At 58.8% G+C, this 25,995-nt stretch carries 21 protein-coding genes and 1 riboswitch; of the genes, 11 read left to right on the top strand and 10 right to left on the bottom strand.

Translation table 11 applies throughout. The features are described from left to right. Positions 1-82 precede the first annotated feature (82 nt). From rpoB to FHU12_RS20960, 5 genes are all read left to right on the top strand, one after another. Positions 83-4,111: a DNA-directed RNA polymerase subunit beta gene (gene rpoB, locus FHU12_RS20980; RefSeq protein ID WP_025304938.1), complete on the top strand. Its 4,029-nt coding sequence runs from the start codon at positions 83-85 to the stop codon at positions 4,109-4,111. Between the two features lie 118 nt (positions 4,112-4,229). Further along, positions 4,230-8,453: a DNA-directed RNA polymerase subunit beta' gene (gene rpoC / locus FHU12_RS20975; RefSeq protein ID WP_025304939.1), complete on the top strand. Its 4,224-nt coding sequence runs from the start codon at positions 4,230-4,232 to the stop codon at positions 8,451-8,453. 168 nt (positions 8,454-8,621) lie between these two features. After that, positions 8,622-9,068 (top strand): GNAT family N-acetyltransferase, encoded by a 447-nt coding sequence (locus FHU12_RS20970; protein ID WP_141971606.1) that lies wholly within the window; start codon positions 8,622-8,624, stop codon positions 9,066-9,068. Continuing rightward, entirely contained in the window at positions 9,068-9,532 is a 465-nt protein-coding gene (locus FHU12_RS20965; protein WP_141971604.1) for a putative pterin-binding protein, read from the top strand. Before FHU12_RS20970 ends, FHU12_RS20965 begins: the two co-directional genes overlap by 1 nt. A gap of 1 nt (position 9,533) precedes the next feature. Beyond that, complete coding sequence (locus tag FHU12_RS20960) at positions 9,534-10,808, top strand: sensor histidine kinase (protein WP_141971602.1); 1,275 nt, start codon at positions 9,534-9,536, stop codon at positions 10,806-10,808. Here the strand turns inward: FHU12_RS20960 and FHU12_RS20955 are convergent. The 8 genes from FHU12_RS20955 to FHU12_RS20920 form a co-directional block, all read right to left on the bottom strand. Next, on the bottom strand, positions 10,794-11,573 hold the full coding sequence (locus FHU12_RS20955; protein ID WP_141971600.1) for a helix-turn-helix domain-containing protein: 780 nt from the start codon (positions 11,571-11,573) through the stop codon (positions 10,794-10,796). The two genes, FHU12_RS20960 and FHU12_RS20955, sit on opposite strands and share 15 nt — an antisense overlap. 742 nt (positions 11,574-12,315) lie before the next feature. After that, positions 12,316-13,449, bottom strand: a complete 1,134-nt coding sequence (thiH, locus tag FHU12_RS20950) for a 2-iminoacetate synthase ThiH (RefSeq protein WP_049202135.1) — start codon at positions 13,447-13,449, stop codon at positions 12,316-12,318. Further along, positions 13,449-14,228: a thiazole synthase gene (locus FHU12_RS20945; protein ID WP_141971599.1), complete on the bottom strand. Its 780-nt coding sequence runs from the start codon at positions 14,226-14,228 to the stop codon at positions 13,449-13,451. Before FHU12_RS20945 ends, thiH begins: the two co-directional genes overlap by 1 nt. A 1-nt stretch (position 14,229) precedes the next feature. Then, positions 14,230-14,430, bottom strand: coding sequence for a sulfur carrier protein ThiS (gene thiS, locus FHU12_RS20940; RefSeq protein WP_141971597.1), 201 nt, complete (start codon positions 14,428-14,430; stop codon positions 14,230-14,232). After that, positions 14,427-15,176 (bottom strand): HesA/MoeB/ThiF family protein, encoded by a 750-nt coding sequence (locus tag FHU12_RS20935; protein WP_141971596.1) that lies wholly within the window; start codon positions 15,174-15,176, stop codon positions 14,427-14,429. The genes thiS and FHU12_RS20935 overlap by 4 nt, the downstream gene beginning before the upstream one ends. Continuing rightward, positions 15,169-15,819: a thiamine phosphate synthase gene (gene thiE, locus FHU12_RS20930; protein WP_141971594.1), complete on the bottom strand. Its 651-nt coding sequence runs from the start codon at positions 15,817-15,819 to the stop codon at positions 15,169-15,171. Before thiE ends, FHU12_RS20935 begins: the two co-directional genes overlap by 8 nt. Continuing rightward, complete coding sequence (gene thiC / locus FHU12_RS20925; protein ID WP_141971592.1) at positions 15,812-17,761, bottom strand: phosphomethylpyrimidine synthase ThiC; 1,950 nt, start codon at positions 17,759-17,761, stop codon at positions 15,812-15,814. The genes thiE and thiC overlap by 8 nt, the downstream gene beginning before the upstream one ends. Before the next feature lie 114 nt (positions 17,762-17,875). After that, a riboswitch (TPP riboswitch) is annotated at positions 17,876-18,000 on the bottom strand. A gap of 39 nt (positions 18,001-18,039) precedes the next feature. Then, positions 18,040-18,543, bottom strand: a complete 504-nt coding sequence (locus FHU12_RS20920) for an Rsd/AlgQ family anti-sigma factor (protein WP_048232444.1) — start codon at positions 18,541-18,543, stop codon at positions 18,040-18,042. A gap of 101 nt (positions 18,544-18,644) precedes the next feature. On the opposite strand from FHU12_RS20920, the gene nudC reads away from it, so the two are divergent. The 6 genes from nudC (at position 18,645) to FHU12_RS20890 (ending at position 23,020) form a co-directional block, all read left to right on the top strand. Then, on the top strand, positions 18,645-19,412 hold the full coding sequence (gene nudC, locus FHU12_RS20915; protein ID WP_025304948.1) for an NAD(+) diphosphatase: 768 nt from the start codon (positions 18,645-18,647) through the stop codon (positions 19,410-19,412). Between the two features lie 38 nt (positions 19,413-19,450). Further along, positions 19,451-20,515 (top strand): uroporphyrinogen decarboxylase, encoded by a 1,065-nt coding sequence (hemE, locus tag FHU12_RS20910; RefSeq protein ID WP_033636735.1) that lies wholly within the window; start codon positions 19,451-19,453, stop codon positions 20,513-20,515. 9 nt (positions 20,516-20,524) lie between these two features. Further along, positions 20,525-21,187 (top strand): deoxyribonuclease V, encoded by a 663-nt coding sequence (gene nfi, locus FHU12_RS20905; RefSeq protein ID WP_141971590.1) that lies wholly within the window; start codon positions 20,525-20,527, stop codon positions 21,185-21,187. 72 nt (positions 21,188-21,259) lie between these two features. Next, complete coding sequence (locus FHU12_RS20900) at positions 21,260-21,850, top strand: YjaG family protein (RefSeq protein ID WP_025160203.1); 591 nt, start codon at positions 21,260-21,262, stop codon at positions 21,848-21,850. Between the two features lie 189 nt (positions 21,851-22,039). Beyond that, positions 22,040-22,312: a nucleoid-associated protein HU-alpha gene (hupA, locus tag FHU12_RS20895; RefSeq protein WP_004929874.1), complete on the top strand. Its 273-nt coding sequence runs from the start codon at positions 22,040-22,042 to the stop codon at positions 22,310-22,312. A gap of 36 nt (positions 22,313-22,348) precedes the next feature. Then, a complete protein-coding gene (locus tag FHU12_RS20890) occupies positions 22,349-23,020 on the top strand; it encodes a DUF1481 domain-containing protein (RefSeq protein ID WP_141971588.1) in 672 nt (223 codons plus the stop codon). Positions 23,021-23,069: 49 nt separating this feature from the next. Here FHU12_RS20890 and purD read toward each other — a convergent pair whose 3' ends face one another. Together purD and purH are read right to left on the bottom strand one after the other, a co-directional pair. Next, positions 23,070-24,353, bottom strand: a complete 1,284-nt coding sequence (purD, locus tag FHU12_RS20885) for a phosphoribosylamine--glycine ligase (RefSeq protein WP_141971586.1) — start codon at positions 24,351-24,353, stop codon at positions 23,070-23,072. Positions 24,354-24,400: 47 nt separating this feature from the next. Then, the gene (gene purH, locus FHU12_RS20880; RefSeq protein ID WP_141971584.1) at positions 24,401-25,990 is read right to left on the bottom strand and encodes a bifunctional phosphoribosylaminoimidazolecarboxamide formyltransferase/IMP cyclohydrolase; all 1,590 of its coding nucleotides are present in this window, start codon (positions 25,988-25,990) and stop codon (positions 24,401-24,403) included. Between the last annotated feature and the right edge of the window lie 5 nt (positions 25,991-25,995).

Genomic DNA, 25,995 nt, shown 5'->3' with positions numbered 1-25,995 from the left:
CCGGTCGACAAAACGGTGTTGCATGAACTGTCCCTAATCGGACGGACAGATTGGGTCACTGATCAGCGAGCTGAGGAACCCTATGGTTTACTCCTATACCGAGAAAAAACGTATTCGTAAGGATTTTGGTAAACGTCCACAAGTGCTGGACATACCATATCTCCTTTCTATCCAGCTTGACTCGTTCCAGAAGTTTATCGAGCAAGATCCAGAAGGGCAGTACGGCCTTGAAGCCGCATTCCGTTCTGTTTTCCCTATCCAGAGCTACAGTGGCAATTCGGAGCTGCAATACGTTAGCTACCGTCTTGGTGAGCCGGTCTTCGACGTCAAAGAGTGCCAGATCCGTGGTGTGACGTTCTCTGCACCGCTGCGCGTAAAACTGCGCCTGGTTATCTATGAGCGCGAAGCGCCTGAAGGTACGGTCAAAGACATCAAGGAACAAGAAGTCTACATGGGTGAAATTCCGCTCATGACCGAAAACGGCACCTTTGTGATCAACGGTACTGAGAGGGTTATCGTATCTCAGTTGCACCGTAGTCCTGGCGTATTCTTCGACAGCGATAAGGGTAAAACCCACTCCTCGGGTAAAGTGCTGTACAACGCACGCATCATCCCTTACCGCGGTTCATGGTTGGACTTCGAGTTCGATCCGAAAGACAACCTGTTCGTGCGTATTGACCGTCGCCGCAAACTGCCTGCGACCATCATTCTGCGCGCGCTGAACTACACCACTGAACAGATCCTCGACCTGTTCTTTGACAAGATCGTCTTCGAAATCCGCGACAACAAGCTGCAGATGGAGCTGGTGCCAGAGCGCCTGCGTGGTGAGACCGCTTCGTTCGATATCGAAGCCAACGGCAAAATCTACGTAGAGAAAGGCCGTCGTATCACCGCTCGTCATATCCGTCAGCTGGAAAAAGACGACATTCAGAGCATTGAAGTACCGGTAGAGTACATCGCGGGCAAAGTGGTCGCGAAAGACTATATCGATACCAATACCGGTGAACTGATCTGCGCAGCCAACATGGAGCTGTCGCTGGATCTGCTGGCCAAGCTGAGCCAGTCCGGCCACAAGCGCATCGAAACGCTGTTCACCAACGATCTGGATCACGGCGCGTACATCTCTGAAACGCTGCGTGTCGATCCGACCAACGATCGTCTGAGCTCGTTGGTAGAAATCTACCGCATGATGCGCCCTGGTGAGCCGCCAACGCGCGAAGCTGCCGAAAGCCTGTTCGAGAACCTGTTCTTCTCCGAAGACCGCTACGATCTGTCCGCGGTGGGTCGCATGAAGTTCAACCGTTCTCTGCTGCGCGACGAGATCGAAGGTTCGGGCATCCTGAGCAAAGACGACATCATCGAAGTGATGAAGAAGCTCATCGATATCCGTAACGGCAAGGGCGAAGTGGACGATATCGACCACTTGGGCAACCGTCGTATCCGCTCCGTCGGCGAAATGGCCGAGAACCAGTTCCGCGTAGGTCTGGTGCGTGTTGAGCGTGCGGTGAAAGAGCGTCTGTCTCTGGGCGATCTGGATACCCTGATGCCTCAGGACATGATCAACGCCAAGCCGATTTCGGCGGCGGTGAAAGAGTTCTTCGGTTCCAGCCAGCTGTCCCAGTTCATGGACCAGAACAACCCGCTGTCCGAGATCACGCACAAGCGTCGTATCTCCGCACTGGGCCCGGGCGGTCTGACCCGTGAGCGCGCCGGCTTTGAAGTTCGAGACGTACACCCGACCCACTACGGCCGCGTGTGCCCAATCGAAACGCCGGAAGGTCCAAACATCGGTCTGATCAACTCCCTGTCCGTGTACGCACAGACTAACGAGTATGGCTTCCTGGAAACCCCGTACCGCCGCGTGCGTGACGGCGTGGTGACCGATGAAATCAACTACCTGTCTGCTATTGAAGAAGGCAACTTCGTTATCGCCCAGGCGAACTCCAACCTGGATGAAGAAGGCCGCTTCGTAGAAGACCTGGTCACCTGCCGCAGCAAAGGCGAATCAAGCCTGTTCAGCCGCGACCAGGTTGACTACATGGACGTATCCACCCAGCAGGTCGTTTCCGTTGGTGCTTCACTGATTCCATTCCTGGAACACGATGACGCCAACCGTGCATTGATGGGTGCGAACATGCAACGTCAGGCCGTACCAACCCTGCGCGCTGACAAGCCGCTGGTCGGTACCGGTATGGAACGTGCTGTAGCGGTTGACTCCGGCGTAACCGCCGTTGCCAAACGCGGCGGTGTGATCCAGTACGTGGATGCTTCCCGTATCGTTATCAAAGTTAACGAAGACGAGATGTACCCGGGCGAAGCAGGTATCGATATTTACAACCTGACCAAGTACACCCGTTCTAACCAGAACACCTGCATCAACCAGATGCCGTGTGTGAGTCTGGGTGAGCCAATCGAGCGCGGCGACGTGCTGGCGGATGGCCCATCGACAGACCTGGGCGAACTGGCACTGGGCCAGAACATGCGCGTAGCGTTCATGCCTTGGAACGGCTACAACTTCGAAGACTCCATCTTGGTCTCCGAGCGCGTGGTGCAGGAAGATCGCTTCACCACCATCCACATCCAGGAACTGGCGTGCGTGTCTCGCGATACCAAGCTGGGGCCTGAAGAGATCACCGCCGACATCCCTAACGTGGGTGAAGCTGCGCTCTCCAAGCTGGATGAATCCGGTATCGTGTATATCGGTGCTGAAGTGACCGGCGGTGACATCCTGGTCGGTAAGGTAACGCCTAAAGGCGAAACCCAGCTGACGCCGGAAGAGAAACTGCTGCGTGCGATCTTCGGTGAGAAAGCGTCTGACGTTAAAGACTCTTCTCTGCGTGTGCCGAACGGCGTTTCCGGTACGGTTATCGACGTGCAGGTCTTCACCCGCGATGGCGTGGAAAAAGACAAGCGCGCGTTGGAAATCGAAGAGATGCAGCTGAAGCAGGCGAAGAAAGACCTGACGGAAGAACTGCAGATCCTGGAAGCCGGCCTGTTTGCACGTATCCACGCGGTGCTGGTTGCCGGTGGCATCGAAGCCGACAAGCTGAGCAAGCTGCCGCGCGATCGCTGGCTGGAACTGGGCCTGACCGACGAAGAGAAGCAAAACCAGCTGGAACAGCTGGCCGAGCAGTACGACGAACTGAAATCCGACTTCGAGAAGAAGCTGGAAGCCAAGCGTCGTAAGATCACTCAGGGCGACGATCTGGCGCCGGGCGTGCTGAAAATCGTCAAGGTTTATCTGGCCGTTAAACGTCAGATCCAACCGGGTGACAAGATGGCGGGCCGCCACGGTAACAAGGGTGTTATCTCCAAGATCAACCCGATCGAAGATATGCCTTACGATGAAAACGGCACGCCGGTAGACATCGTACTGAACCCGCTGGGCGTACCATCACGTATGAACATCGGTCAGATCCTGGAAACCCACCTGGGTATGGCTGCGAAAGGCATCGGTGAGAAAATCAACCAGATGCTGAAGCAGCAGCAGGAAGTGGCCAAGCTGCGTGAGTTCATCCAGAAGGCCTACGATCTGGGCGACGACGTTTGCCAGAAAGTTGACCTGAACACCTTCAGCGACGACGAAGTGCTGCGTCTGGCAGAGAACCTGAAAAAAGGTATGCCGATCGCAACGCCGGTGTTTGACGGTGCGAAAGAGACTGAAATCAAGAAGCTGCTGGAAATGGGTGGTATCCCGACCTCCGGTCAGATCACGCTGTTCGATGGCCGTACCGGTGAGCAATTCGAGCGCCAGGTTACTGTCGGCTATATGTACATGCTGAAACTGAACCACTTGGTTGACGATAAAATGCACGCCCGTTCAACCGGCTCTTACAGCTTGGTTACTCAGCAACCTCTGGGTGGTAAAGCGCAGTTCGGTGGTCAACGCTTCGGTGAGATGGAAGTGTGGGCACTGGAAGCATACGGCGCGGCTTATACCCTGCAGGAAATGCTCACCGTTAAGTCGGATGACGTTAACGGCCGTACCAAGATGTACAAAAACATCGTGGATGGCGACCACCGGATGGAGCCAGGCATGCCGGAATCCTTCAACGTATTGTTGAAAGAAATCCGCTCGCTCGGCATCAACATCGAACTGGAAGACGAGTAATCGTCATTCCGGCTCAGGCTCCCCGCCTAAGGGAGCCTGAGGGTGGTTGTTCAGGTCACACGGGTACCTACTGCGGTTGTGGGTACCCAACAGGTTTAACTCCGACAGGAGCCAATCCGTGAAAGACTTATTGAAGTTTCTGAAAGCGCAAACTAAGACCGAAGAGTTTGATGCGATCAAGATTGCTCTGGCCTCGCCAGACATGATCCGTTCGTGGTCGTTCGGTGAAGTTAAGAAGCCGGAAACCATTAACTACCGTACGTTCAAACCAGAACGTGACGGCCTTTTCTGCGCCCGTATCTTCGGGCCGGTAAAAGATTACGAGTGCCTGTGCGGTAAGTACAAGCGCTTGAAACACCGCGGCGTGATCTGTGAGAAGTGCGGCGTTGAAGTGACCCAGACCAAAGTGCGTCGTGAGCGCATGGGCCACATCGAGCTGGCTTCGCCGACCGCGCACATCTGGTTCCTGAAATCGCTGCCATCCCGCATCGGTTTGCTGCTGGATATGCCGCTGCGTGATATCGAACGCGTACTGTACTTCGAATCCTATGTGGTGGTCGAAGGCGGTATGACCAACCTCGAGCGTCGTCAGATCCTGACCGAAGAGCAGTATCTGGACGCGCTGGAAGAGTTCGGTGACGAATTCGACGCCAAGATGGGTGCGGAAGCTATTCAGGCCCTGTTGAAAAACATGGATCTGGAAGCCGAGTGCGAGCAGCTGCGTGAAGAGCTGAACGAAACCAACTCCGAAACCAAGCGCAAGAAGCTGACCAAGCGTATCAAGCTGCTGGAAGCGTTCGTACAGTCTGGTAACAAGCCAGAGTGGATGATCCTGACCGTGCTGCCGGTACTGCCGCCGGATCTGCGCCCGCTGGTTCCGCTGGATGGCGGTCGTTTCGCGACCTCGGATCTGAACGATCTGTATCGCCGCGTGATCAACCGTAACAACCGTCTGAAACGCCTGCTGGATCTGGCTGCGCCTGACATCATCGTGCGCAACGAAAAGCGTATGCTGCAAGAAGCGGTAGACGCCCTGCTGGATAACGGCCGTCGCGGTCGTGCCATCACCGGTTCCAACAAACGTCCTCTGAAATCTTTGGCCGACATGATCAAAGGTAAGCAGGGTCGTTTCCGTCAGAACCTGCTCGGTAAACGCGTTGACTACTCCGGCCGTTCCGTCATCACCGTAGGTCCATACCTGCGTCTGCATCAGTGCGGTCTGCCTAAAAAGATGGCGCTGGAGCTGTTCAAACCGTTCATCTACGGCAAGTTGGAGCTGCGTGGCCTGGCCACCACCATCAAAGCCGCCAAGAAAATGGTTGAGCGTGAAGAAGCCGTTGTTTGGGATATCCTGGACGAAGTGATCCGCGAACACCCGGTACTGCTGAACCGTGCACCAACCCTGCACCGTTTGGGTATCCAGGCGTTTGAACCGGTTCTGATCGAAGGTAAAGCGATCCAGCTGCACCCGCTGGTTTGTGCGGCCTATAACGCCGACTTCGATGGTGACCAGATGGCTGTTCACGTGCCGCTGACGCTGGAAGCCCAGCTGGAAGCGCGTGCGCTGATGATGTCTACCAACAACATCCTGTCCCCAGCGAACGGCGAGCCAATCATCGTTCCTTCTCAGGACGTTGTACTGGGTCTGTACTACATGACCCGCGACTGTGTTAACGCCAAGGGCGAAGGCATGGTGCTGAACGGTTCCAAAGAAGCTGAGCGTGTTTACCGCGCCGGCCTGGCGTCTCTGCATGCGCGCGTTAAAGTGCGTATCACCGAAGACGTCAAAAACGCCGAAGGCGAATGGACTTCTCAGACCAGCATCATCGACACCACCATCGGCCGCGCCATCCTGTGGATGATCGTACCGAAAGGTCTGCCGTACTCGATCGTTAACCAGCCTTTGGGCAAGAAAGCGATCTCCAAGATGCTGAACACCTGTTACCGCATCCTGGGCCTGAAGCCGACCGTTATCTTTGCTGACCAGATCATGTACACCGGTTTTGCTTACGCAGCCCGTTCAGGCGCTTCCGTAGGTATCGACGACATGGTTATCCCGGCCAAGAAAGCGGAGATCATCGAAGAAGCGGAAACCGAAGTTGCCGAGATCCAGGAGCAGTTCCAGTCTGGTCTGGTTACCGCCGGCGAACGCTACAACAAAGTGATCGATATCTGGGCTGCAGCGAACGAACGCGTTGCGAAAGCGATGATGGAAAACCTGTCGGTAGAAGACGTGGTTAACCGTGACGGCGAAGTGGAACAGCAAGTTTCCTTCAACAGCATCTTTATGATGGCCGACTCCGGTGCGCGTGGTTCCGCCGCTCAGATTCGTCAGCTGGCCGGTATGCGTGGCCTGATGGCGAAGCCGGACGGCTCCATCATCGAAACGCCAATCACCGCGAACTTCCGTGAAGGTCTGAACGTACTCCAGTACTTCATCTCCACCCACGGTGCTCGTAAAGGTCTGGCGGATACCGCACTGAAAACCGCGAACTCCGGTTATCTGACCCGTCGTCTGGTTGACGTGGCGCAGGATCTGGTTGTGACCGAAGACGACTGTGGCACCCACGACGGCATCCTGATGACTCCGGTTATCGAAGGTGGCGACGTGAAAGAGCCGCTGCGTGAACGCGTTCTGGGCCGTGTGACGGCAGAAGACGTCCTCAAGCCGGGTACGGCGGACATTCTGGTGCCACGCAACACCCTGCTGAACGAGAAGGCGTGTGACCTGTTGGAAGAGAATTCTGTCGACAGCGTTAAAGTCCGTTCCGTGGTGAGCTGTGAAACCGACTTTGGTGTGTGTGCAAACTGCTACGGTCGCGACCTGGCACGTGGCCACATCATCAACAAAGGTGAAGCCATCGGCGTTATCGCGGCACAGTCCATCGGTGAGCCGGGTACACAGCTGACGATGCGTACGTTCCACATCGGTGGTGCGGCATCTCGTGCGGCTGCTGAATCCAGCATCCAGGTGAAAAACAAGGGTAGCCTCAAGCTGAGCAACGTGAAGTTCGTTATGAACGCCGCGGGCAAGCTGGTGATCACCTCGCGTAACACCGAACTGAAACTGATCGACGAATTCGGCCGTACCAAAGAAAGCTACAAGGTGCCTTACGGCGCCGTGATGGGCAAAGGCGACGGTGAAGAAGTTAACGGCGGCGAAACCGTTGCTAACTGGGATCCGCACACCATGCCGGTCATCAGTGAAGTCAGCGGCTTCATTCGCTTCGCGGATATGGTTGACGGCCAGACCATTACTCGCCAGACCGACGAACTGACCGGTTTGTCTTCTCTGGTCGTACTGGACAGCGCAGAGCGTACCGGTAGCGGTAAAGACCTGCGTCCGGCACTGAAAATCGTTGACGCTCAGGGCGAAGACGTATTGATCCCAGGTACTGATATGCCTGCTCAATACTTCCTGCCGGGCAAAGCGATCGTTCAGCTGGAAGACGGCATTCAGATCGGTGCGGGTGATACCCTGGCGCGTATTCCTCAGGAATCCGGCGGTACCAAGGATATTACCGGTGGTCTGCCGCGCGTTGCCGACCTGTTCGAAGCACGTCGTCCGAAAGAGCCGGCAATCCTGGCTGAAATCAGCGGGATTATCTCGTTCGGTAAAGAGACCAAGGGCAAACGTCGCCTGGTGATCTCTCCGCTGGACGGCAGCGACGCTTACGAAGAGATGATTCCGAAATGGCGTCAGCTCAACGTGTTCGAAGGCGAAGTGGTGGAACGTGGTGACGTCGTTTCCGACGGCCCAGAGTCTCCGCACGACATTCTGCGTCTGCGTGGCGTGCATGCGGTTACCCGCTACATCACCAACGAAGTGCAGGAAGTTTACCGTCTGCAAGGCGTTAAGATTAACGATAAGCACATCGAAGTTATCGTTCGTCAGATGCTGCGTAAAGGCACCATCGTTAGCGCTGGTGGCTCCGAATTCCTGGAAGGCGAGCAGGCTGAAGTGTCTCGCGTCAAGATTGCCAACCGTCAGCTGGAAGCTGAAGGTAAAATCGCGGCAACCTTCTCGCGCGATCTGCTGGGTATCACCAAGGCTTCCTTGGCGACCGAGTCCTTCATCTCCGCTGCATCGTTCCAGGAAACGACGCGCGTTCTGACCGAAGCTGCCGTAGCCGGCAAGCGTGATGAACTGCGTGGCCTGAAAGAGAACGTTATCGTGGGCCGTCTGATCCCAGCCGGTACCGGTTACGCTTATCATCAGGATCGTATGCGTCGCCGTGCTCAGGGTGAAGCGCCGGTTGTTCCGCAAGTCAGCGCGGAAGAAGCGACGGCTAACCTGGCCGAGCTGCTCAACGCAGGCCTGGGCGGCAGCGACGACGAGTAATCGTCATCAGCGCCGCGGGCTCGGTACGCCGGGCCCATCGCCAGATAAACCGCCCCTTCGGGGGCGGTTTTTTTTCGCCTCGTGCCGGGTTAAGACAAACTTTGCTACTATGTTTACAGCAGAAATTGACCGGTGCTTTTTATCTGACAACCAAGGACAGTGCAAAACATGGACAGCCTCATTACCTTCGAAAAACTGACGGCGCAACACCTGCCTTACCTGTATGAGATCCGCTTTTCCGTTGAAGAAAACCTGTTGCACCCGCATCAGATCCAGTATCTGCAGCGCAAACAGGCGCTGGAGGACATCAACCAGGGGGGCGGCTGGATCTGCAAGTATGGCGACGACTATGCCGGCGTTGGCTTCGGGTTATTCATCCCTGAACCGCTGATCGGCGGCCTGTTCGTGAAGCCGGAATACCAGTCGAAGGGGATCGGCTCCGCCTTACTGGCACGGGTCACTCACTGGATGTTTGAGCACGGCGCCGAAGCGATCCACTTAACCACCGATCCCGGCTCCAAAGCCGAAGGATTTTATCAACATCACGGCTGGGCCGTGGTCGGGCAGGATGAGTTCGGCCAGGCCGAACTGGTGAAACGCAAAGAGGGTGAATAATGACAGTCAAAGGATTGATGACGTTACTGCTGCTTTCGCTGTTCAGCGCACCGCTGTATGCGGCCGTTGACTATTTTTACCTGAAACCGCTCGACGGTGAGAAGATCAAAATCACCCGGCAGATGCTGGAGGCGATGCCGCCGCATACGATTAGAACCTCGACCAATTTCACCCCGGAAGATACGTTCACCGGCGTTGAGTTTGCGGAGCTGGTGAAAACCTATCATCTGAAAGGCCAGTCGGTGCGCGCTTTCGCCTGGGACGATTACTCTTACTCGATGCCGATTGACGAGATGATTAAATACCGTGTGATCGTCGCCTATCAGCGCGGTGGCAAGCCGATCGACGTTGGGGAGCTGGGGCCGTTCGCCATTATTTATCCGCGCGATGGCTACGCCGAGCTGAATAACCTGGATGTGAATGCGAAAACTGTCTGGCAAGTTAAACGGTTGGAGCTGAAATAAGATGAGCAAAAAACTGATCGGTACTCTTATCGCGTTGGTTGCCATCTTCTCTTTATTAATTTTGTTGATTGCCATTAACTTCGGCGGCGTAAAAGAGCGCTACAAACAAATCGAGCCGAATCTGGACAACTACTCGGTGGCCGAGATCCTTTTTCTGGCGTTTGAAAGGACCAAAACCGCGCTGCTGCTCAGTGAAAACAACGACTACGACGCCTTCCTGATCAAAAAGAAAATCTTCTACTCGAAGATTCAGATCCTGGAAAGTCGTTCGACCTTCAGCGACTCTTTTTATTACGACGACGAGTTCATCAAGAATGTTGCGCTGCTGAAGCAGCAGTACCGCACGTTGGACGGTCTCTCCGCCGGCTTACTGGTGGGGCAGAAAAACAAGGCGGACATTCTCTCTTATATGGATGATATCGAGGGTACGCTGGTTGATATTCAGGAAATTATTTATCGGATACAGATTAAAAACTTTACCGAAGTGAAAGGCATCATCCAGGACAACTCGAGTAAAGCCGAGATGTTCGCCATCTTTTCGCTGATTTTAGTGTTCCTGATGATGTTTCTGGTGCTGAGAAATGCCGTCTCGCTGAAAGAGATCATCAAGAACAAGAACATCTTTATCTCTTCCATCTACCACGAGATCGCCGGCTCGACCCAGGCCATCGTCATTGCTGCGGATATCATGGAGCACGAGCTGGCGCAGGAAGAGTTGAAAAAAGAAGCCCGCCTGATCTCCTATCACGGTAATAAGATCGCCGAACAAACGCGCGAAGTGATGGATTATTCACGGCTTGAGATGGGCGAAGTTAAAATCAACATTTCCACCTTCCGGCTGAATGAGGTGGTGGACGATGCCGTAACCGGCATCGGCGCCGGGCGCGGCAATCGCCTCGTGATTCACCGTTCGTCTTATGCCGGCCTGATCGGTTCCGATAAATACAAGCTCTACCGAATATTGGCCAACCTGCTCAGCAACGCGGACAAATTTACCCACCGGGGCGTGGTTGCCCTCAATGTGAAGGTATGCCACGGCAACCTGTATTTGCGGGTAAAAGACACCGGCATCGGGTTTAACGTCGATAACCTGGATCGGTTATATAAGGCGTTCAACCAGGGGGTGGAAAGGGAGACTCGGCAGGGATTGGGGCTGGGGCTGACCATTATCAAAAATTACGTCACGACGATGAAAGGCACCATCAAAGCCAAATCCGTCGAAGGGGTTGGCTCGTCGTTTTTGATCCGTGTCCCGGTCAAACTAATTAAAGAATAGGTTCGACAGCAGCAGCGAGGAGATAATCAGCGGCTTGGTCGGTTTTTCCACCAGGTGCACGTCATAGTGCAGGATCATATCGCCGATGTTTTTCTCGTAGTGATTCAGTTGGCCGGTCAGAATAATGATGCGGGCGTGGGGATCGAGAGCGTCTTTAATTTTCTTCACGACGCGTTCGGAGGTCTCGCCGAAGTCCAACAACCAGTCCAGGATAAACGCCTCAAAGGACTGCTGTTCCAGCGCGGCCAGCATGGCGTCCGCCGTCTGAAAGGTCTCAGTTTCGATGCCGTATCGGCTGGCAATCTTTTTCAACAGTTCGAGAATATCGCCGTCATTATCCAGGATCGCGATGCGTGGGGCCGGTAGAAAGTCTATCTTGTTGACTTTGTACAGCGGAGCATCGGCGGCATGTTCCCGATTGGTGTTGATGATGAAAAGATCGTCTTTTTTGTAGGCGTAGGTTTCGTCGTTGTCCGCTTGCGTGACCGGGCACTCGTCGACCTCAATGTTGCAGCGCTTGTGAATGCTGTTCATGATAAAGACGCTGTTATGCGTCCTTTGGCCGGCAAAAGGCTCGTTGAAATACTGGAAAACCTTTTTGACTTCATCGAGGGTGATGCCTCTCTTGCCATCCAGTTTCTGTTTGGCGCTGTTGTACTGAAGGTTCAGTATGTTGGCCATCGTGGAGGCATGCTTTCTGTCGCCAACTCCTTTCAGAGTGAGCAACGCGCTGATTGCATCGATGTAATTTGGCGTTTTCTTCATGACAACCTTGGCTTTTTTTGATGTTGACCGCGAGCGTTGAAAAACCTGCGCGAGAACCCGTGCTGGATTATAGATGATGCCCCGGAGGTTGCGGCGATATCAGTTTGATTTTCCTTGGCAAACTCAGAACACACTCGATACTAAATAAAAAAACACTCAAAAGACATTCACATTTAACCGTTTATGTGGTTAATTAGCGCACATACTGTGTGATTCGCGTCCTGGGGGGGTGCCAGTCTCACAAAATAAACCGCCTGCTCTTGTCCGTAAGCAGGGAGCAGGCGGCAAAAAGATCCGCGGCCAACACCAGGGCCATTGGCAGCACCGGGGATGACCATTCGAAACTCTCTTCGTCGCTGTACCTTCTTTTTTTCCTCTTTCCCCACTTTTCTGCCACAACAGCGTCTATGAATATCACCCCCGAGTCTGCGCTGAACGCCGCTATGCTCTCATTCTGCCTATCACCTTCGCTGACAAGGCAACCTGTCCGTACGCCCTTACAGGCCGCTATACGCCATATGCGCGTTGCCGCGGACGAGGGCCCGGTGTCGCGCAGGAGCATCTCCGGCGCGATCGGGGATGGGATAAGGCGGGGCCATCGAGAGGGAGACGGCCCCGGCCGGCGCCGGGTTTGGCGGTCGGCTAGGTCACTATAGCCGGCGGGCCTGTCGGCGCCAGCGCCACCGTTCGGCATTGCGCGGCCGTTCCAGCGTTTTCTTCGCACGGCGGTAAACGTTGCCGCTTATTGCGCGCTGCGTCCCAGATAATCGTCCCAGTCTTTCCACACTGGCTGCAGCCCGGCATTGCTGATGGCCTCGGCGACCTGCTGCGGCGTGCGGCCGTCGTGCGGCTCGAACTGTTCCAACTCCGGCGGTACGTCGTCGGCATAGCCGCCGGGCTGCGTCTTGGATCCGGCGCTGACGCTGTTGATCGCCACCGGGATCATATGATCGCGGAAGTACGGCGACTCACGCGTAGACAGCGACAGCTCAACGTCCGGCGCGAACAGCCGGAAGGCGCAGATCAGCTGCACCAACTGAGGCTCGCTCATGATCGACGCCGGTTCAATGCCGCCGGCGCAGGGGCGCAGACGCGGAAACGAGATCGAGTAGCGGCTCTGCCAGTAGGTTTGCTGCAGGTAGAACAGATGTTCCGCCAGCAGGTAACAGTCGGTGCGCCAGCTGTTGGACAGGCCGATCAACGCGCCGAGGCCGATCTTGTCGATCCCGGCGCGCCCCAGGCGATCCGGCGTGGCCAGACGCCAATGGAAATCCTGCTTCTGGCCGCGCAGATGGTGCTGCAGATAGGTAGCCGGGTGGTAGGTTTCCTGATAGACCAGCACGCCGTCCAGGCCCAGCGCTTTCAGTTCGGCGTACTCGTCCTGCGCCAGCGGCTGCACTTCCATCATCAGCGAACTGAAGTGCCGGCGGATCGCCGGAATGTGCTGACGGAAATAGTCCATGCCGACCTTGGTCTGATGTTCGCCGGTGACCAGCAACAGATGTTCGAACCCCAGAGCCTTGATGGCTTCGCACTCGCGTGCGATCTCCGCCGCATCGAGCGTTTTGCGCTTGATGCGGTTACTCATAGAAAAGCCGCAGTAGGTGCAGTCGTTGGCGCACAGGTTAGAGAGGTACAGCGGCACATAGAAGCTGACGACGTTGCCGAACCGCTGACGGGTCAGCTGCTGCGCGCGCTGCGCCAGCGGTTCCAGATACGGCGCGGCGGCGGGGGAGATCAGCGCCATAAAGTCGTCACGCGTCAGCTTGTCGGCGTTCAACGCGCGCTCCACGTCGCGTGCGGTTTTGCCGTTGATGCGCAGCGTAATGTCGTCCCAGTCCAGCTGTTGCCAGCGGCTACTGAAATCGTCGGCCATCACTGTGCCTCCTCTGGCTGGCTGAGGAAGGCGGTCAGCGGGCTGGATGCGGCTGCATTGCGCTGACTGGCGCCCAATCCGGCGCTGCGCGCCAGCTCGCCGGCTTCCAGCGCCTGGCGGAACGCCTGCGCCATTTGCACCGGATCGCGCGCCACGGCGATGGCGGTATTCACCAGCACCGCGTCGGCGCCCAGCTCCATCGCTTCCAGCGCGTGGCTTGGCGCGCCGATGCCGGCGTCGACCACCACCGGCACCTTGGCCTGCTCGATGATGATCTCGAGGAAGTCACGGGTGCGCAGACCGCGGTTGGAGCCGATAGGCGCGCCGAGCGGCATCACCGCCGCACAGCCCACCTCTTCCAGCCGTTTGCACAGCACCGGATCGGCACCGCAGTAGGGCAGTACCACAAAACCGTCTTTCACCAGCGTTTCCGCCGCCTTCAGCGTTTCTATCGGATCCGGCAGCAGGTATTTCACATCGGGATGGATCTCCAGCTTCACCCAGTGGGTGCCGAGCGCTTCACGCGCCAGCCGGGCGGCGAACACCGCCTCGGCGGCCGTTTTGGCGCCGGAGGTGTTGGGCAACAGCCGGGCGCCCAACTGTTGCAGCGGTGCCAAAATGGCGTCGTTGCCGCCGCGCAGATCGACGCGCTTCATGGCCATGGTCACCAGCTGTGAGCCGGAGGCCGCCAGCGCCTCCAGCATCAACGCCGGGGTGGCGAACTTGCCGGTGCCGGTGAACAGACGCGAGGTAAAAGTGGTATCGGCGATTTTCAGCATGTCAGCCTCCGGCGATCGCTTGAAACAGCAGGATGTCATCGCCGTCCTGCACCTGATGGTCGGCCCAGTCGGCGCGCGGGATGATGATTTGGTTGATCGCCAGCGCGGTGCCCGGCTGGTGGCGCTCCAGCTGGGTTAGCAGGGCGGCGACGCTAAGCGGCTGCGCCAGCTCCAGCGGTTGATCGTTTAAACGGATTTTCATGCCGTGCCTCCGCATACCGGGCAGGCACGGGCCTGGCTCAGTTGCAGCGTGCTCCAGCTTTGCTGCTTGCCGTCGAACAGCCGCAGCTTACCGCTAAGGGAGGAAGGCATGCCGGCCAGCATTTTGATGGCTTCCAGCGCTTGCAGGGTGCCGATCACGCCGACCACCGGGCCGAGCACCCCGGCGGTGCGGCAGTTGCGCTGCGGCTCTTCCTGATCCGGGTACAGGCAGGCGTAGCAGCCGTGCGCATAGGGCGGCTCGAGCACCAGCAGCTGGCCGCTGAAACCGACCGCGCTGCCGCTGATCAGCGGCTTGGCGGCGGCGATGCAGGCGGCATTGACCTCATGGCGGGTCGCCATATTGTCGCAGCAGTCCAGCACCAGATCGGCGCGGGCGACCGCGTCGCGCAGCGCTTGCCCCTGCAGCCGCTGCGCCAGCGGGATGGATTCCACCAACGGGTTCAGCGCCTGCAGGTGGCGTTGCGCCAGCGCCGCCTTACCGCTGGCGGTATCGGCGCTACGGTAGAGGATTTGCCGCTGCAGGTTGGTGACGTGCAGCTGGTCGTCGTCGGCCAGCAGCAGCGTGCCGACGCCGGCGGCGGCCAGATACAGTGAAGCCGGGGAGCCGAGCCCGCCTAAACCGACGATCAGCACCGTGGCGCGCTTGAGCCTCTCCTGGCCTTCCGGGCCGACGTCCTCCAGCAGCAGCTGGCGGCTGTAGCGCAGGAATTCCTGATCGTTAAGCATCGCTCGGCTCCTCGCCTTCGATCAGCCGCAGCAGCTCGGCCGTCGCCGCGCGCCAATCCGGCGCTTGGGTGATGGCGCTGACCACCGCCACGCTGCCGACGCCGCACGCCAGCACCGCCGGTACGCGATCGATACTGATCCCGCCGATCGCCACCGTCGGGTAATCCGCCAAATCGGCGATGTGGCGTTTCAACTCCGTCAGCCCCTGCGGCGCAGAAGGCATGTCTTTGGTCTGGGTGGGGAAGATGTGCCCCAGCGCGATGTAGGACGGTTTCACCGCCAGCGCGCGCGCCAGCTCGGCGTCGTCATGGGTGGACACGCCCAGCCGCAGCCCGGCGCGGTGAATGGCCGCCAGATCGGTGGTATCGAGATCTTCCTGGCCCAGATGCACGCCGTAGGCGCCGTGCTTGATCGCCAGCCGCCAGTAGTCGTTGATGAACAGCCGTGCCTGATAGCGCTGGCCCAGCGCGATGGCGGCAGCGATATCCTCTTCGACCTGCTCGTCAGGCAGATCCTTGATGCGCAGCTGGATCGTGGTGACGCCGGCCTCCAGCAGGCGAGCGATCCATTCCACGCTGTCGACGACCGGGTAAAGCCCCAGCTTGTGGGGCGTAGCCGGGAAGGGGGTCGTGATATCAGTCATTGCTTGTCTCCTCTTGCAGGGTGCCGGCGCCGGCGCTGTGATACAGCTCGCTGCCGCGGGCGCGGAACTCGGCGGACATTTTCTCCATGCCGGTCAGCTGCACTTCTATCGGTTTGGCGGCCTCCTGGGCGGCGGCGTAGTCGCGCACCTCCTGCGAAATCTTCATCGAGCAGAATTTCGGCCCGCACATCGAGCAGAAGTGGGCGACCTTGCCGGATTCCTGCGGCAGGGTTTCGTCGTGATAGGCGCGCGCGGTGGCCGGATCGAGCGCCAGATTGAACTGATCTTCCCAGCGGAATTCGAAACGTGCCTTGGACATGGCGTTATCGCGGATCTGCGCGCCCGGATGGCCCTTGGCCAGATCGGCGGCGTGAGCGGCGATCTTGTAGGTGATCAGGCCCTGCTTGACGTCCTCTTTGTTCGGCAGGCCGAGGTGCTCTTTCGGCGTGACGTAACACAGCATGGCGCAGCCGAACCAGCCGATCATTGCCGCGCCGATGCCGGAGGTGAAATGGTCATAGCCCGGTGCGATATCGGTGGTCAGCGGGCCGAGAGTGTAGAACGGCGCTTCGTGGCAGTGTTCCAGCTCTTCGGTCATGTTGCGGCGGATCATCTGCATCGGCACGTGGCCCGGGCCTTCGATCATCACCTGCACGTCGTATTCCCAGGCAATTTTGGTCAGCTCGCCCAGCGTATGCAGTTCGGCGAACTGGGCTTCGTCGTTGGCGTCCTGAATCGAGCCGGGGCGCAGGCCGTCGCCGAGCGACAGCGAAACGTCGTAGGCGGCGCAGATCTCGCAGATTTCACGGAAATGCTGATAGAGGAAGTTTTCCTGATGGTGCGACAGACACCATTTGGCCATGATCGAGCCACCGCGTGACACGATGCCGGTCAGGCGTTTGGCGGTCATCGGCACGTAGCGCAGCAGCACGCCGGCGTGGATGGTGAAGTAGTCGACCCCTTGCTCCGCCTGTTCCAGCAGCGTATCGCGGAACATCTCCCAGGTGAGGTTTTCCGCCACGCCGTTGACCTTCTCCAGCGCCTGGTAGATCGGCACGGTGCCGATGGGCACCGGGCTGTTGCGCAGGATCCACTCGCGGGTTTCGTGAATATAGCGGCCGGTGGATAGATCCATCACGGTGTCCGCGCCCCAGCGGGTGGACCACACCAGCTTCTCCACCTCTTCTTCGATCGACGACGTGACCGCCGAGTTGCCGATATTGGCGTTCACCTTCACCAGGAAATTGCGGCCGATGATCATCGGCTCCGCCTCCGGATGGTTGATGTTGGCGGGAATGATGGCGCGGCCGGCGGCCACTTCCTGACGCACGAACTCCGGCGTGATGTTGTCCGGCAGGTTGGCGCCCCAGCCCTGGCCCGGATGCTGGTGGCGCAGCACCTCGCCGCGAATGCGTTCGCGCCCCATATTTTCACGGATGGCGATGAACTCCATCTCTGGGGTGACGATACCGGCGCGGGCGTAGTGCAGCTGGGTCACGCGCTGGCCCGGCAGCGCTTTGCGCGGCAGCGGCAGATGCTCGAAGCGCAGGTGATCCAGCCCCTCGTCCGCCAGCCGCTGTTGGGTGAAGCCGGAGCTGGCGCCGCTTAGGGTGGTGGTATCGCCGCGCGCGTCGATCCAGCCTGCGCGCAGCTTGGCCAGGCCGGCGTGCACGTCGAGCTTGGCCTGCGGATCGCCGTAGGGGCCGGCGGTGTCATACACCGGGATCGCCTCGTTGGGTTCATACTGTGGGTGGTCTTTGCTGCCGCCGAGCAGGGTCGGGCTGAGCTGAATTTCGCGCATCGGCACCTGGATATCGCTGCGCGAGCCCTGGAGATAGATGCGACGTGAGTTCGGGAAAGCCATGCCTTGCAGGGTGTCGATAAACTGCTGAGCGGCTTCGCGTTGCGCTTTACGGGCGCGCGGTGGATTAACATTAGACATAGCAAGTTCCTACCAGTGTGTTGGATTGGGAAAGTTGCTTGTCTGGAGCTCGGAGGGAGTAATGATGGTGGCCGATAAGGCAGGGCACCCGCAAGGGGAAGGCCGTGCCTGTGGCGATAGATTACTCTTGTTCCCTTCGCGGGTATTAACCCGATCAGGTTCCGCGGATCCCGAATTAACGGTCTCAGCCTGGCTGATTCGATGAACAAATCAGGCGCTAGGCACTCCGACAAGATGCCCCCCAGTATAGGAGGGATAAGAAAAAAAACTATAAAATTTTAACGCGCCGGATCCAGCGCCTGGTCCGGCAGCGGTTGCTGTGCGGCTTCCGCTTCCAACTGGATCAGCTTATCTTCCAGCGCAAAGCGCGCCGCCAGCGTTTCGCCGATATCCGACAAGGCCTGGTGGAATTCCAGACAAACCTCCTGATCGATATCCACTTCGGTATAGCGATCGTGGAACGCCATGATCTGTTCGGTATTGGCCCACAGCTTGGGGTAGATGTTCACCGCCAGCGACATTTTCGGACTGGCTGCGCCTTCCACTTGTTTGATAATTCTGTCATAGATATGAAAATGCCCTGCGGAGAGGTAATCCACCAGGTTGTGGCAAAAGTTCTCCAGCGCTTTTTCATTCAGCGGCGTATGCTTTTCTTTATTCGGTTTGAGGCCTACCAGCGTGCAGTAGGCGACCAGCAACTGCTTGCGGGCTTGAAGCCATTGATCAACTAATTCATTACTACCGCCAACGCGCTGAGTCAGCCTTTCCAAACGGTTGAGCATGTTTGACTCCGTGTAAGTAACAAAAGTAACCGGTAAGTTATTAAAATGTAACAAAGCCGATTTGTAGAGTGCCAGTGAAGCTGAGGTTGTGCAACAACGATATGGAACTTGCATTAACGGGCAATGAAAACGGCTGGTGGATCGTCAGCCATGAAAGCAAACTTTGGTTACCGAACGGTGAATTGCCGTCGGGGACGGCCGCCGCCCTCGGGCTACAGGGCCACATGGCGCGCACCATCGGTGAATGGGAGGGGGCGCCGGTTTGGCTGGTGCGCCAGGCGATGCCGCGGGAGATGGGATCGGTGCGTCAGCTGTTGGATCAGGATCGCGGTCTGTTCCAGCTTGCCGGGCGCGGCGTTCAGTTGGCGGATTTCTACCGCTCTCATCGCTACTGTGGTTATTGCGGCCATGAAATGCACCTCAGCCGCTCCGAAAGCGCCTGCCTGTGCGGCCACTGCAAAGAACGGTATTACCCGCAGATTGCGCCCTGCGTGATCGTCGCCATTCGGCGCGACGATCAGATCCTGCTGGCGCAACACGTGCGCCATCGCGGTGGCATTCACACGGTGCTGGCCGGCTTCGTCGAAGTAGGCGAAACGCTGGAACAGGCGGTAGCGCGTGAAGTGATGGAAGAGAGCAATATCGAAATCAAGAACCTGCGTTACGTCACCTCACAACCCTGGCCGTTCCCGCACTCGCTGATGATGGCCTTTATGGCCGATTACCATCAGGGTGACCTTCGTCACGACCCCAAGGAGCTGCTCAACGCCGGCTGGTACCGCTATGACCAACTGCCGCTGTTGCCGCCGCCCGGCACCGTGGCGCGCCGGTTGATTGAGGACACCGTGGCGCTGTGCCGGGCAGAATAATGTACAATGGCCGGCAGATTATTAAGGGAGCCCCATAAATGACTGAGTTGAAGAACGATCGCTACCTGCGCGCGCTGTTGCGCCAGCCGGTGGATGTCACCCCCGTATGGATGATGCGCCAAGCCGGTCGTTATTTACCGGAGTACAAGGCGACCCGTGCCCAGGCCGGTGATTTCATGTCGCTGTGCAAGAACGCGGAGCTGGCCTGCGAGGTCACGCTGCAACCGCTGCGCCGCTATGCGCTGGACGCCGCCATCCTGTTCTCCGACATTCTCACCATTCCCGACGCCATGGGGCTCGGCCTGTACTTTGAAGCCGGCGAAGGCCCGCGTTTCAGCTCCCCCGTCACCTGCCGCGCCGACGTCGACAAGCTGCCGGTGTTCGATCCGGAAGTGGAGTTGGGCTATGTGATGAATGCGGTGCGCACCATTCGCCGCGAGCTGAAGGGCGAAGTGCCGCTGATCGGCTTCTCCGGCAGCCCATGGACGCTGGCGACTTATATGGTCGAAGGCGGCAGCAGCAAGGCCTTCACCAAGCTGAAGAAGATGATGTATGCCGAACCGGCCACGCTGCACCTGTTGCTGGACAAGCTGGCGGACAGCGTGATCCTGTACCTCAACGCCCAAATCAAGGCCGGCGCGCAGTCGGTGATGGTGTTCGACACCTGGGGCGGCGTGCTGACCGGGCGCGATTACCGCGAGTTCTCTTTGCACTACATGCACAAGATCGTCGATGGTCTGCTGCGTGAAAACGACGGCCGCCGCGTGCCGGTGACGCTGTTCACCAAAGGCGGCGGGCAGTGGCTGGAGGCGATGGCCGCCACCGGCTGCGATGCGCTGGGGCTGGATTGGACCACCGACATCGCCGACGCGCGTCGGCGCGTGGGCGACAAAGTGGCGCTGCAGGGCAATATGGATCCGTCGATGCTGTATGCCTCCCCGGCGCGCATCGCGGAAGAAGTGGAGACCATTCTGGCCGGTTTCGGCCACGGCAACGGCCATGTGTTCAACCTGGGCCACGGCATCCACCAGGATGTGCCGCCGGAGCACGCCGGCGCCTTCGTCGAGGCGGTACACGCGCACTCGGCGAAATACCACCGTTAAGGATCCGATGTGACCGATATGGCGGCCCTGCGCGCCGAACAGCTGCGGCGCGCGGCTGAAATCATTCGCTACGACGATCTGCCGGCCGAACCGCCGGCCTTCATCGCCGGCGCCGACGTGGGCTTCGAGCAAGAGGGGGCGGTGACGCGCGCCGCCATCGCCATCCTGCGCTATCCGTCGCTGGAGCTGGTGGAGTATCAGGTGGCACGCATCGCCACCGTCATGCCCTACATCCCGGGCTTCCTGTCGTTTCGCGAATACCCGGCGCTGTTGGCCGCCTGGGGGCAGCTGCAGCAGAAACCGGGGCTGATCTTCGTCGATGGGCATGGCATTTCGCATCCGCGGCGTCTCGGCGTCGCCAGCCATTTCGGTCTGCTGGTCGATGTGCCGACCATCGGCGTGGCCAAGAAGCGCCTGTGCGGCAAATTTGCGCCGCTGGACGCCGCCGTCGGCGCGCTGGCGCCGTTGGAAGATAAAGGTGAACAGCTGGGCTGGGTGTGGCGCAGCAAGGCGCGTTGCAACCCGCTGTTCATCTCTACCGGGCATCGCGTGGGCGCCGACAGCGCGCTGGCGTGGGTGCAGCGCTGTATGGCGGGCTACCGTTTGCCGGAGCCGACCCGCTGGGCCGACGCCATCGCATCGCGTCGTCCGGCGTTTCAGCGGTGGTTGTAGCAGCATCCGGAGGTGTCGCCATGAGCGATTTCGGGTACACTGCGCCGCAGATAACGCGTAAGAGAGTAAAGCATGCTACGTAACCCGATTCATTTACGTCTGGAACGGCTCGAGGCCTGGCAACATTTGACCTTTATGGCCAGTTTGTGCGAGCGTATGTACCCGAATTACCAGATGTTCTGCAAACAGACCGAGTTCGGCGATCCGGCGGTTTATCGCCGCATTCTGGATTTGGTGTGGGAAACGCTGGTGGTGAAGGATGCCAAGGTCAACTTCGACAGCCAGCTCGAGAAGTTGGAAGAGGCGATTCCGTCGGCGGAAGATTACGATCTTTACGGCGTTTACCCGGCAATTGATGCCTGTATCGCATTAGGGGAACTGATCCATTCGCGGCTCGGCGGGGAGACGCTGGAGCACGCCATCGCCATCAGCGAAACATCGATTCGCACCGTGGCGATGTTGGAAATGACCCAAGCCGGTAAGGAAATGACCGACGAAGAGTTGGAAAGTTTGCCTGCGGTAGAGGAAGAATGGGACATTCAATGGGAAATTTTCCGCCTGTTGGATGCCTGTGAAGAGCGCGATATAGACCTGATCAAGGGGCTGCGATCCGACCTGCGAGAGGCGGGTGTCAGCAACATCGGGATAAATTTAGCGCAATAAGGCAACAAAACGTGATTTAACGCCTGATTTGTCATGCCTTAAGGCTTCACATCCGCACCCTGTCTGGTCTACATTTGGGGGGCGTAAAAAAAGTGGCTATCGGTGCGTGTATGCAGGAGAGTGCTGTCAATCGGCATATCCGTCGCACTCGATGCTTTGCAAACGATAAACACACTGTAAGGATAACTTATGAACAAGACTCAACTGATTGATGTAATCGCGGACAAGGCTGACCTTTCCAAAGCACAAGCTAAACTGGCTCTGGAATCTACCCTGGCTGCTATTACTGAGTCTCTGAAAGAAGGTGATGCAGTACAATTGGTTGGCTTCGGTACTTTCAAAGTAAACCATCGTAGCGAGCGCACTGGCCGCAACCCGCAGACTGGCAAAGAAATCAAAATCGCAGCAGCCAACGTGCCTGCGTTCGTTTCTGGCAAAGCACTGAAAGACGCTGTTAAATAAGACCGCGCCTCGGTGAAAAGATTAAACAGAGGGGCGATGGCGCCCCTTTTGTTTACTCGTCGGGCGCTCATGGTCGTTGGCATCGCCGTCGGCCTGAGCGCTTGCAGTTCCCATTCCGATATTCCCAGCTTTACCGCCAGCGGCTTCGTGGCCGATCAGGGCGTGATACGCCTGTGGCGTAAAGACGATGAGCAACATCGTCCGCAGGTGTTGGTCAGCGTCTACAGCCCTTACCGCGGTCCGGGTACCATCACCACGTTGTACACCTATCAGGGCGACGTGCTGCGCCAAATCAAACGTAACGACGCCGACGGCGATCGCGACTCTATTCAACTGCGCTTTGCCGACGACGGCACGGTGAGCTTTATGCAGCGCCAGCTGGCGACACGCCGCGAACCGCTGACTCGCGATGAAATCGCCCTGTACCAATATCAGGCGCGGCGGATCCTCGAAGTGAGCAATGCGCTGCGCGCCGGCAAGGTGAAATTGCTGCAGGGGCGTTGGATGCAGGGCGAGGTGCAAACCTGCGACGGCCAACGCATGAAACCGGGGCTGGATGCCGCCTCCATCGTCTGGATCGAGAAGCGTGCCCGCAGCAGCAGCCGGCCGGTGAGCGTCGCCTGGCTGGAAGCGCCCGAAGGCAGCGAACTGCTGCTGGTGGCGAACGACGACTTCTGCAGCTGGGAACCGAAAGAAGACCAGCTATAAAAAAGGCCCCGCGCAGCGGAGCCTCTCGTCATGACCTTATACGGTCAAATCACTTGCCGCGCGCAATCGCGCGATAACCGATATCTTTGCGGCAGAAGCTGCCCGGCCACTCAATGCCTTCGGCCAGCTGGTAGGCACGTTGCTGCGCCTGCGCCACGGTGTCGCCCAGCGCGGTTACGCACAGCACGCGGCCGCCGCTGGTGACGACGTCATTGTCCTGCAGGCGTGTGCCGGCATGGAAGACCTTACCGTCGGCGCTTTCCTGCTGCGGTAACCCCTGGATAACCTCGCCGTTGCGATAGTCGCCCGGATAACCGCCGGCCGCCAGCACCACGCCGAGCGCAGGGCGTTCGTCCCAGTCAGAGCTTTTCTCGTTCAGGCGGCCTTCGGCACCCGCCAGGCACAGTTCCACCAGATCGGAGCGCAGACGCAGCATGATCGGCTGAGTTTCCGGATCGCCAAAACGGCAGTTGAATTCGATCACCTTCGGCTGGCCGTCGGCGGAGATCATCAGGCCGGCATACAGGAAGCCGACGTAGGTATTGCCTTCCGCTGCCATGCCGCGCACCGTCGGCCAGATCACCTGGTCCATGGCGCGCCGGTGGATCTCGTCGGTCACGACCGGTGCCGGGGAGTAGGCCCCCATACCACCGGTGTTCGGGCCGGTGTCGCCGTCGCCTACGCGCTTGTGGTCCTGGCTGGTAGCCATCGGCACCACGTTCTCGCCATCGACCATCACGATGAAGCTGGCTTCTTCGCCGTCGAGGAACTCTTCCACCACGATGCGATGACCGGCGTCACCGAAGGCGTTGCCGGCCAGCATGTCACGCACGGCTTCTTCCGCTTCCTGCAGCGTCATCGCGACGATCACGCCTTTACCGGCCGCGAGGCCATCGGCCTTGATGACGATCGGTGCGCCTTTGCGGCGCACATAGGCCAGCGCCGGCTCCACCTCGGTGAAGTTTTCATATTCGGCGGTTGGGATGCGGTGGCGCGCCAGGAAATCCTTGGTGAAGGCTTTGGAGCCTTCGAGCTGCGCGGCGGCCTGTGACGGGCCGAAGATTTTCAGACCGGCGGCCTGGAAGGCGTCGACTACGCCGATCACCAGCGGCGCTTCCGGCCCGACGATGGTCAGACCGATGTCATGGCTCTGGGCGAAAGCGACCAGGGCAGGGATGTCGGTGGCGGCGATCGCCACGTTTTCCAGATTGGCTTCCAGCGCGGTGCCGGCATTGCCCGGCGCAACGTAGACTTTGTCCGCCAGCGGAGACTGGGCGGCTTTCCAGGCCAGCGCGTGCTCGCGCCCGCCGTTGCCGATAATCAAAATGTTCATCAGGGGCTCCACGAATGGCGTGCGCCGGAGCGCACGCGGCAAAGGAATTAATGGCGGAAGTGACGCATGTCGGTGAAGATCATCGCGATGCCGTGTTCGTTGGCGGCGGCGATCACTTCGTCGTCGCGGATCGAGCCGCCCGGCTGGATCACGCAGGTGATGCCGACTGCCGCTGCGGCATCGATGCCGTCGCGGAACGGGAAGAAGGCGTCGGAGGCCATGGCGGATCCTTTCACCTCCAGCCCTTCGTCGCTCGCTTTGATACCGGCGATCTTGGCGGAGTAAACGCGGCTCATCTGGCCGGCGCCTATGCCGATGGTCATATTGTCACGTGCATAAACGATGGCGTTGGATTTCACGAACTTGGCCACTTTCCAGCAGAACAGTGCGTCACGCAGTTCCTGCTCGGTCGGCTGGCGCTCGGATACCACGCGCAGATCGCCGGCGGTCACCATACCCAGATCGCGATCCTGCACCAGCAGCCCGCCGTTGACGCGCTTGAAGTCCAGCCCCGCCACGCGTTGCTGCCACTGGCCGCAGGCCAGCACGCGCACGTTCTGTTTGGCGGCCAGCAGGGAGCGCGCTTCCTGGGTGACGTTTGGCGCGATGATCACTTCCACGAACTGGCGGCTGATGATCGCCTGCGCGGTGGCGGCGTCCAGCTCGCGGTTAAAGGCGATGATGCCGCCGAAGGCGGAGGTCGGGTCGGTTTGGTAAGCGCGCTCGTAGGCGGTCAGAATGTCGTCGCCGATCGCCACGCCGCAAGGGTTGGCGTGCTTGACGATCACGCAGGCCGGTTCGGCGAACTCTTTCACGCATTCCAGCGCGGCGTCGGTATCGGCGATGTTGTTATAAGACAGCGCTTTGCCCTGCAGCTGCTCGGCGGTTGCGACGGACGCTTCCTTTACCTCTTCTTCTATATAGAAGGCGGCCTGCTGGTGGCTGTTCTCACCGTAGCGCATATCCTGCTTCTTGATGTAGTTGAGGTTCAGGGTACGCGGGAAGCGGCCGGAAGGCTGTTCGGTCTCGCCGTGGTACGCCGGCACCAGCGCGCCGAAGTAGTTGGCGATCATGCTGTCGTAGGCGGCGGTGTGTTCGAAGGCTTTGATGGCGAGATCGAAGCGGGTGGCATAGCGCAGCGAGCCGTCGTTGTTGTCCATCTCGGTAATGATGGCGGCGTAGTCGCTGCTCTTCACCACGATGGCGACGTCTTTATGGTTCTTGGCGGCGGAGCGCACCATGGTTGGGCCGCCGATATCGATATTCTCGACCGCGTCTTCCAGCGAGCAATCCGGGCGCGCTACGGTTTGGGCGAACGGGTACAGATTGACGACCACCATGTCGATCGGCTGGATGTCATGCTGATTCATGACCGCGTCGTCCTGGCCGCGGCGGCCGAGAATGCCGCCGTGGACTTTCGGGTGCAGGGTCTTTACTCGTCCGTCCATCATCTCTGGGAAGCCGGTGTAGTCGGAAACTTCGGTAACGGGCAGACCGGCGTCTGCCAGCAGGCGGGCGGTACCGCCGGTGGAGAGCAGTTCAACTCCGCGCTGGGAAAGCGCTTCGGCGAATTCAACGATACCGGCTTTGTCAGACACGCTGAGCAGGGCCCGGCGGATTGGACGAGGTTGTTGCATGGTTT

The organism is Serratia marcescens, assembly GCF_006715005.1.
Lineage (GTDB): Bacteria > Pseudomonadota > Gammaproteobacteria > Enterobacterales > Enterobacteriaceae > Serratia > Serratia montpellierensis.
This window is presented reverse-complemented; position numbering and strand designations above follow the sequence as displayed.

Coding starts and splice junctions, on each gene's coding strand:
- thiC (WP_141971592.1), bottom strand. CDS start 17,761: ATGTCTAATGTTAATCCACCGCGCGCCCGTAAAGCGCAACGCGAAGCC.
- rpoB (WP_025304938.1), top strand. CDS start 83: ATGGTTTACTCCTATACCGAGAAAAAACGTATTCGTAAGGATTTTGGT.
- FHU12_RS20945 (WP_141971599.1), bottom strand. CDS start 14,228: ATGCTGAAAATCGCCGATACCACTTTTACCTCGCGTCTGTTCACCGGC.
- purH (WP_141971584.1), bottom strand. CDS start 25,990: ATGCAACAACCTCGTCCAATCCGCCGGGCCCTGCTCAGCGTGTCTGAC.
- FHU12_RS20920 (WP_048232444.1), bottom strand. CDS start 18,543: ATGCTCAACCGTTTGGAAAGGCTGACTCAGCGCGTTGGCGGTAGTAAT.
- thiH (WP_049202135.1), bottom strand. CDS start 13,449: ATGGCCGACGATTTCAGTAGCCGCTGGCAACAGCTGGACTGGGACGAC.
- FHU12_RS20960 (WP_141971602.1), top strand. CDS start 9,534: ATGAGCAAAAAACTGATCGGTACTCTTATCGCGTTGGTTGCCATCTTC.
- hemE (WP_033636735.1), top strand. CDS start 19,451: ATGACTGAGTTGAAGAACGATCGCTACCTGCGCGCGCTGTTGCGCCAG.
- thiS (WP_141971597.1), bottom strand. CDS start 14,430: ATGAAAATCCGTTTAAACGATCAACCGCTGGAGCTGGCGCAGCCGCTT.
- FHU12_RS20900 (WP_025160203.1), top strand. CDS start 21,260: ATGCTACGTAACCCGATTCATTTACGTCTGGAACGGCTCGAGGCCTGG.
- FHU12_RS20970 (WP_141971606.1), top strand. CDS start 8,622: ATGGACAGCCTCATTACCTTCGAAAAACTGACGGCGCAACACCTGCCT.
- nudC (WP_025304948.1), top strand. CDS start 18,645: ATGGAACTTGCATTAACGGGCAATGAAAACGGCTGGTGGATCGTCAGC.
- FHU12_RS20935 (WP_141971596.1), bottom strand. CDS start 15,176: ATGCTTAACGATCAGGAATTCCTGCGCTACAGCCGCCAGCTGCTGCTG.
- thiE (WP_141971594.1), bottom strand. CDS start 15,819: ATGACTGATATCACGACCCCCTTCCCGGCTACGCCCCACAAGCTGGGG.
- purD (WP_141971586.1), bottom strand. CDS start 24,353: ATGAACATTTTGATTATCGGCAACGGCGGGCGCGAGCACGCGCTGGCC.
- hupA (WP_004929874.1), top strand. CDS start 22,040: ATGAACAAGACTCAACTGATTGATGTAATCGCGGACAAGGCTGACCTT.
- FHU12_RS20965 (WP_141971604.1), top strand. CDS start 9,068: ATGACAGTCAAAGGATTGATGACGTTACTGCTGCTTTCGCTGTTCAGC.
- FHU12_RS20955 (WP_141971600.1), bottom strand. CDS start 11,573: ATGAAGAAAACGCCAAATTACATCGATGCAATCAGCGCGTTGCTCACT.
- FHU12_RS20890 (WP_141971588.1), top strand. CDS start 22,349: ATGGCGCCCCTTTTGTTTACTCGTCGGGCGCTCATGGTCGTTGGCATC.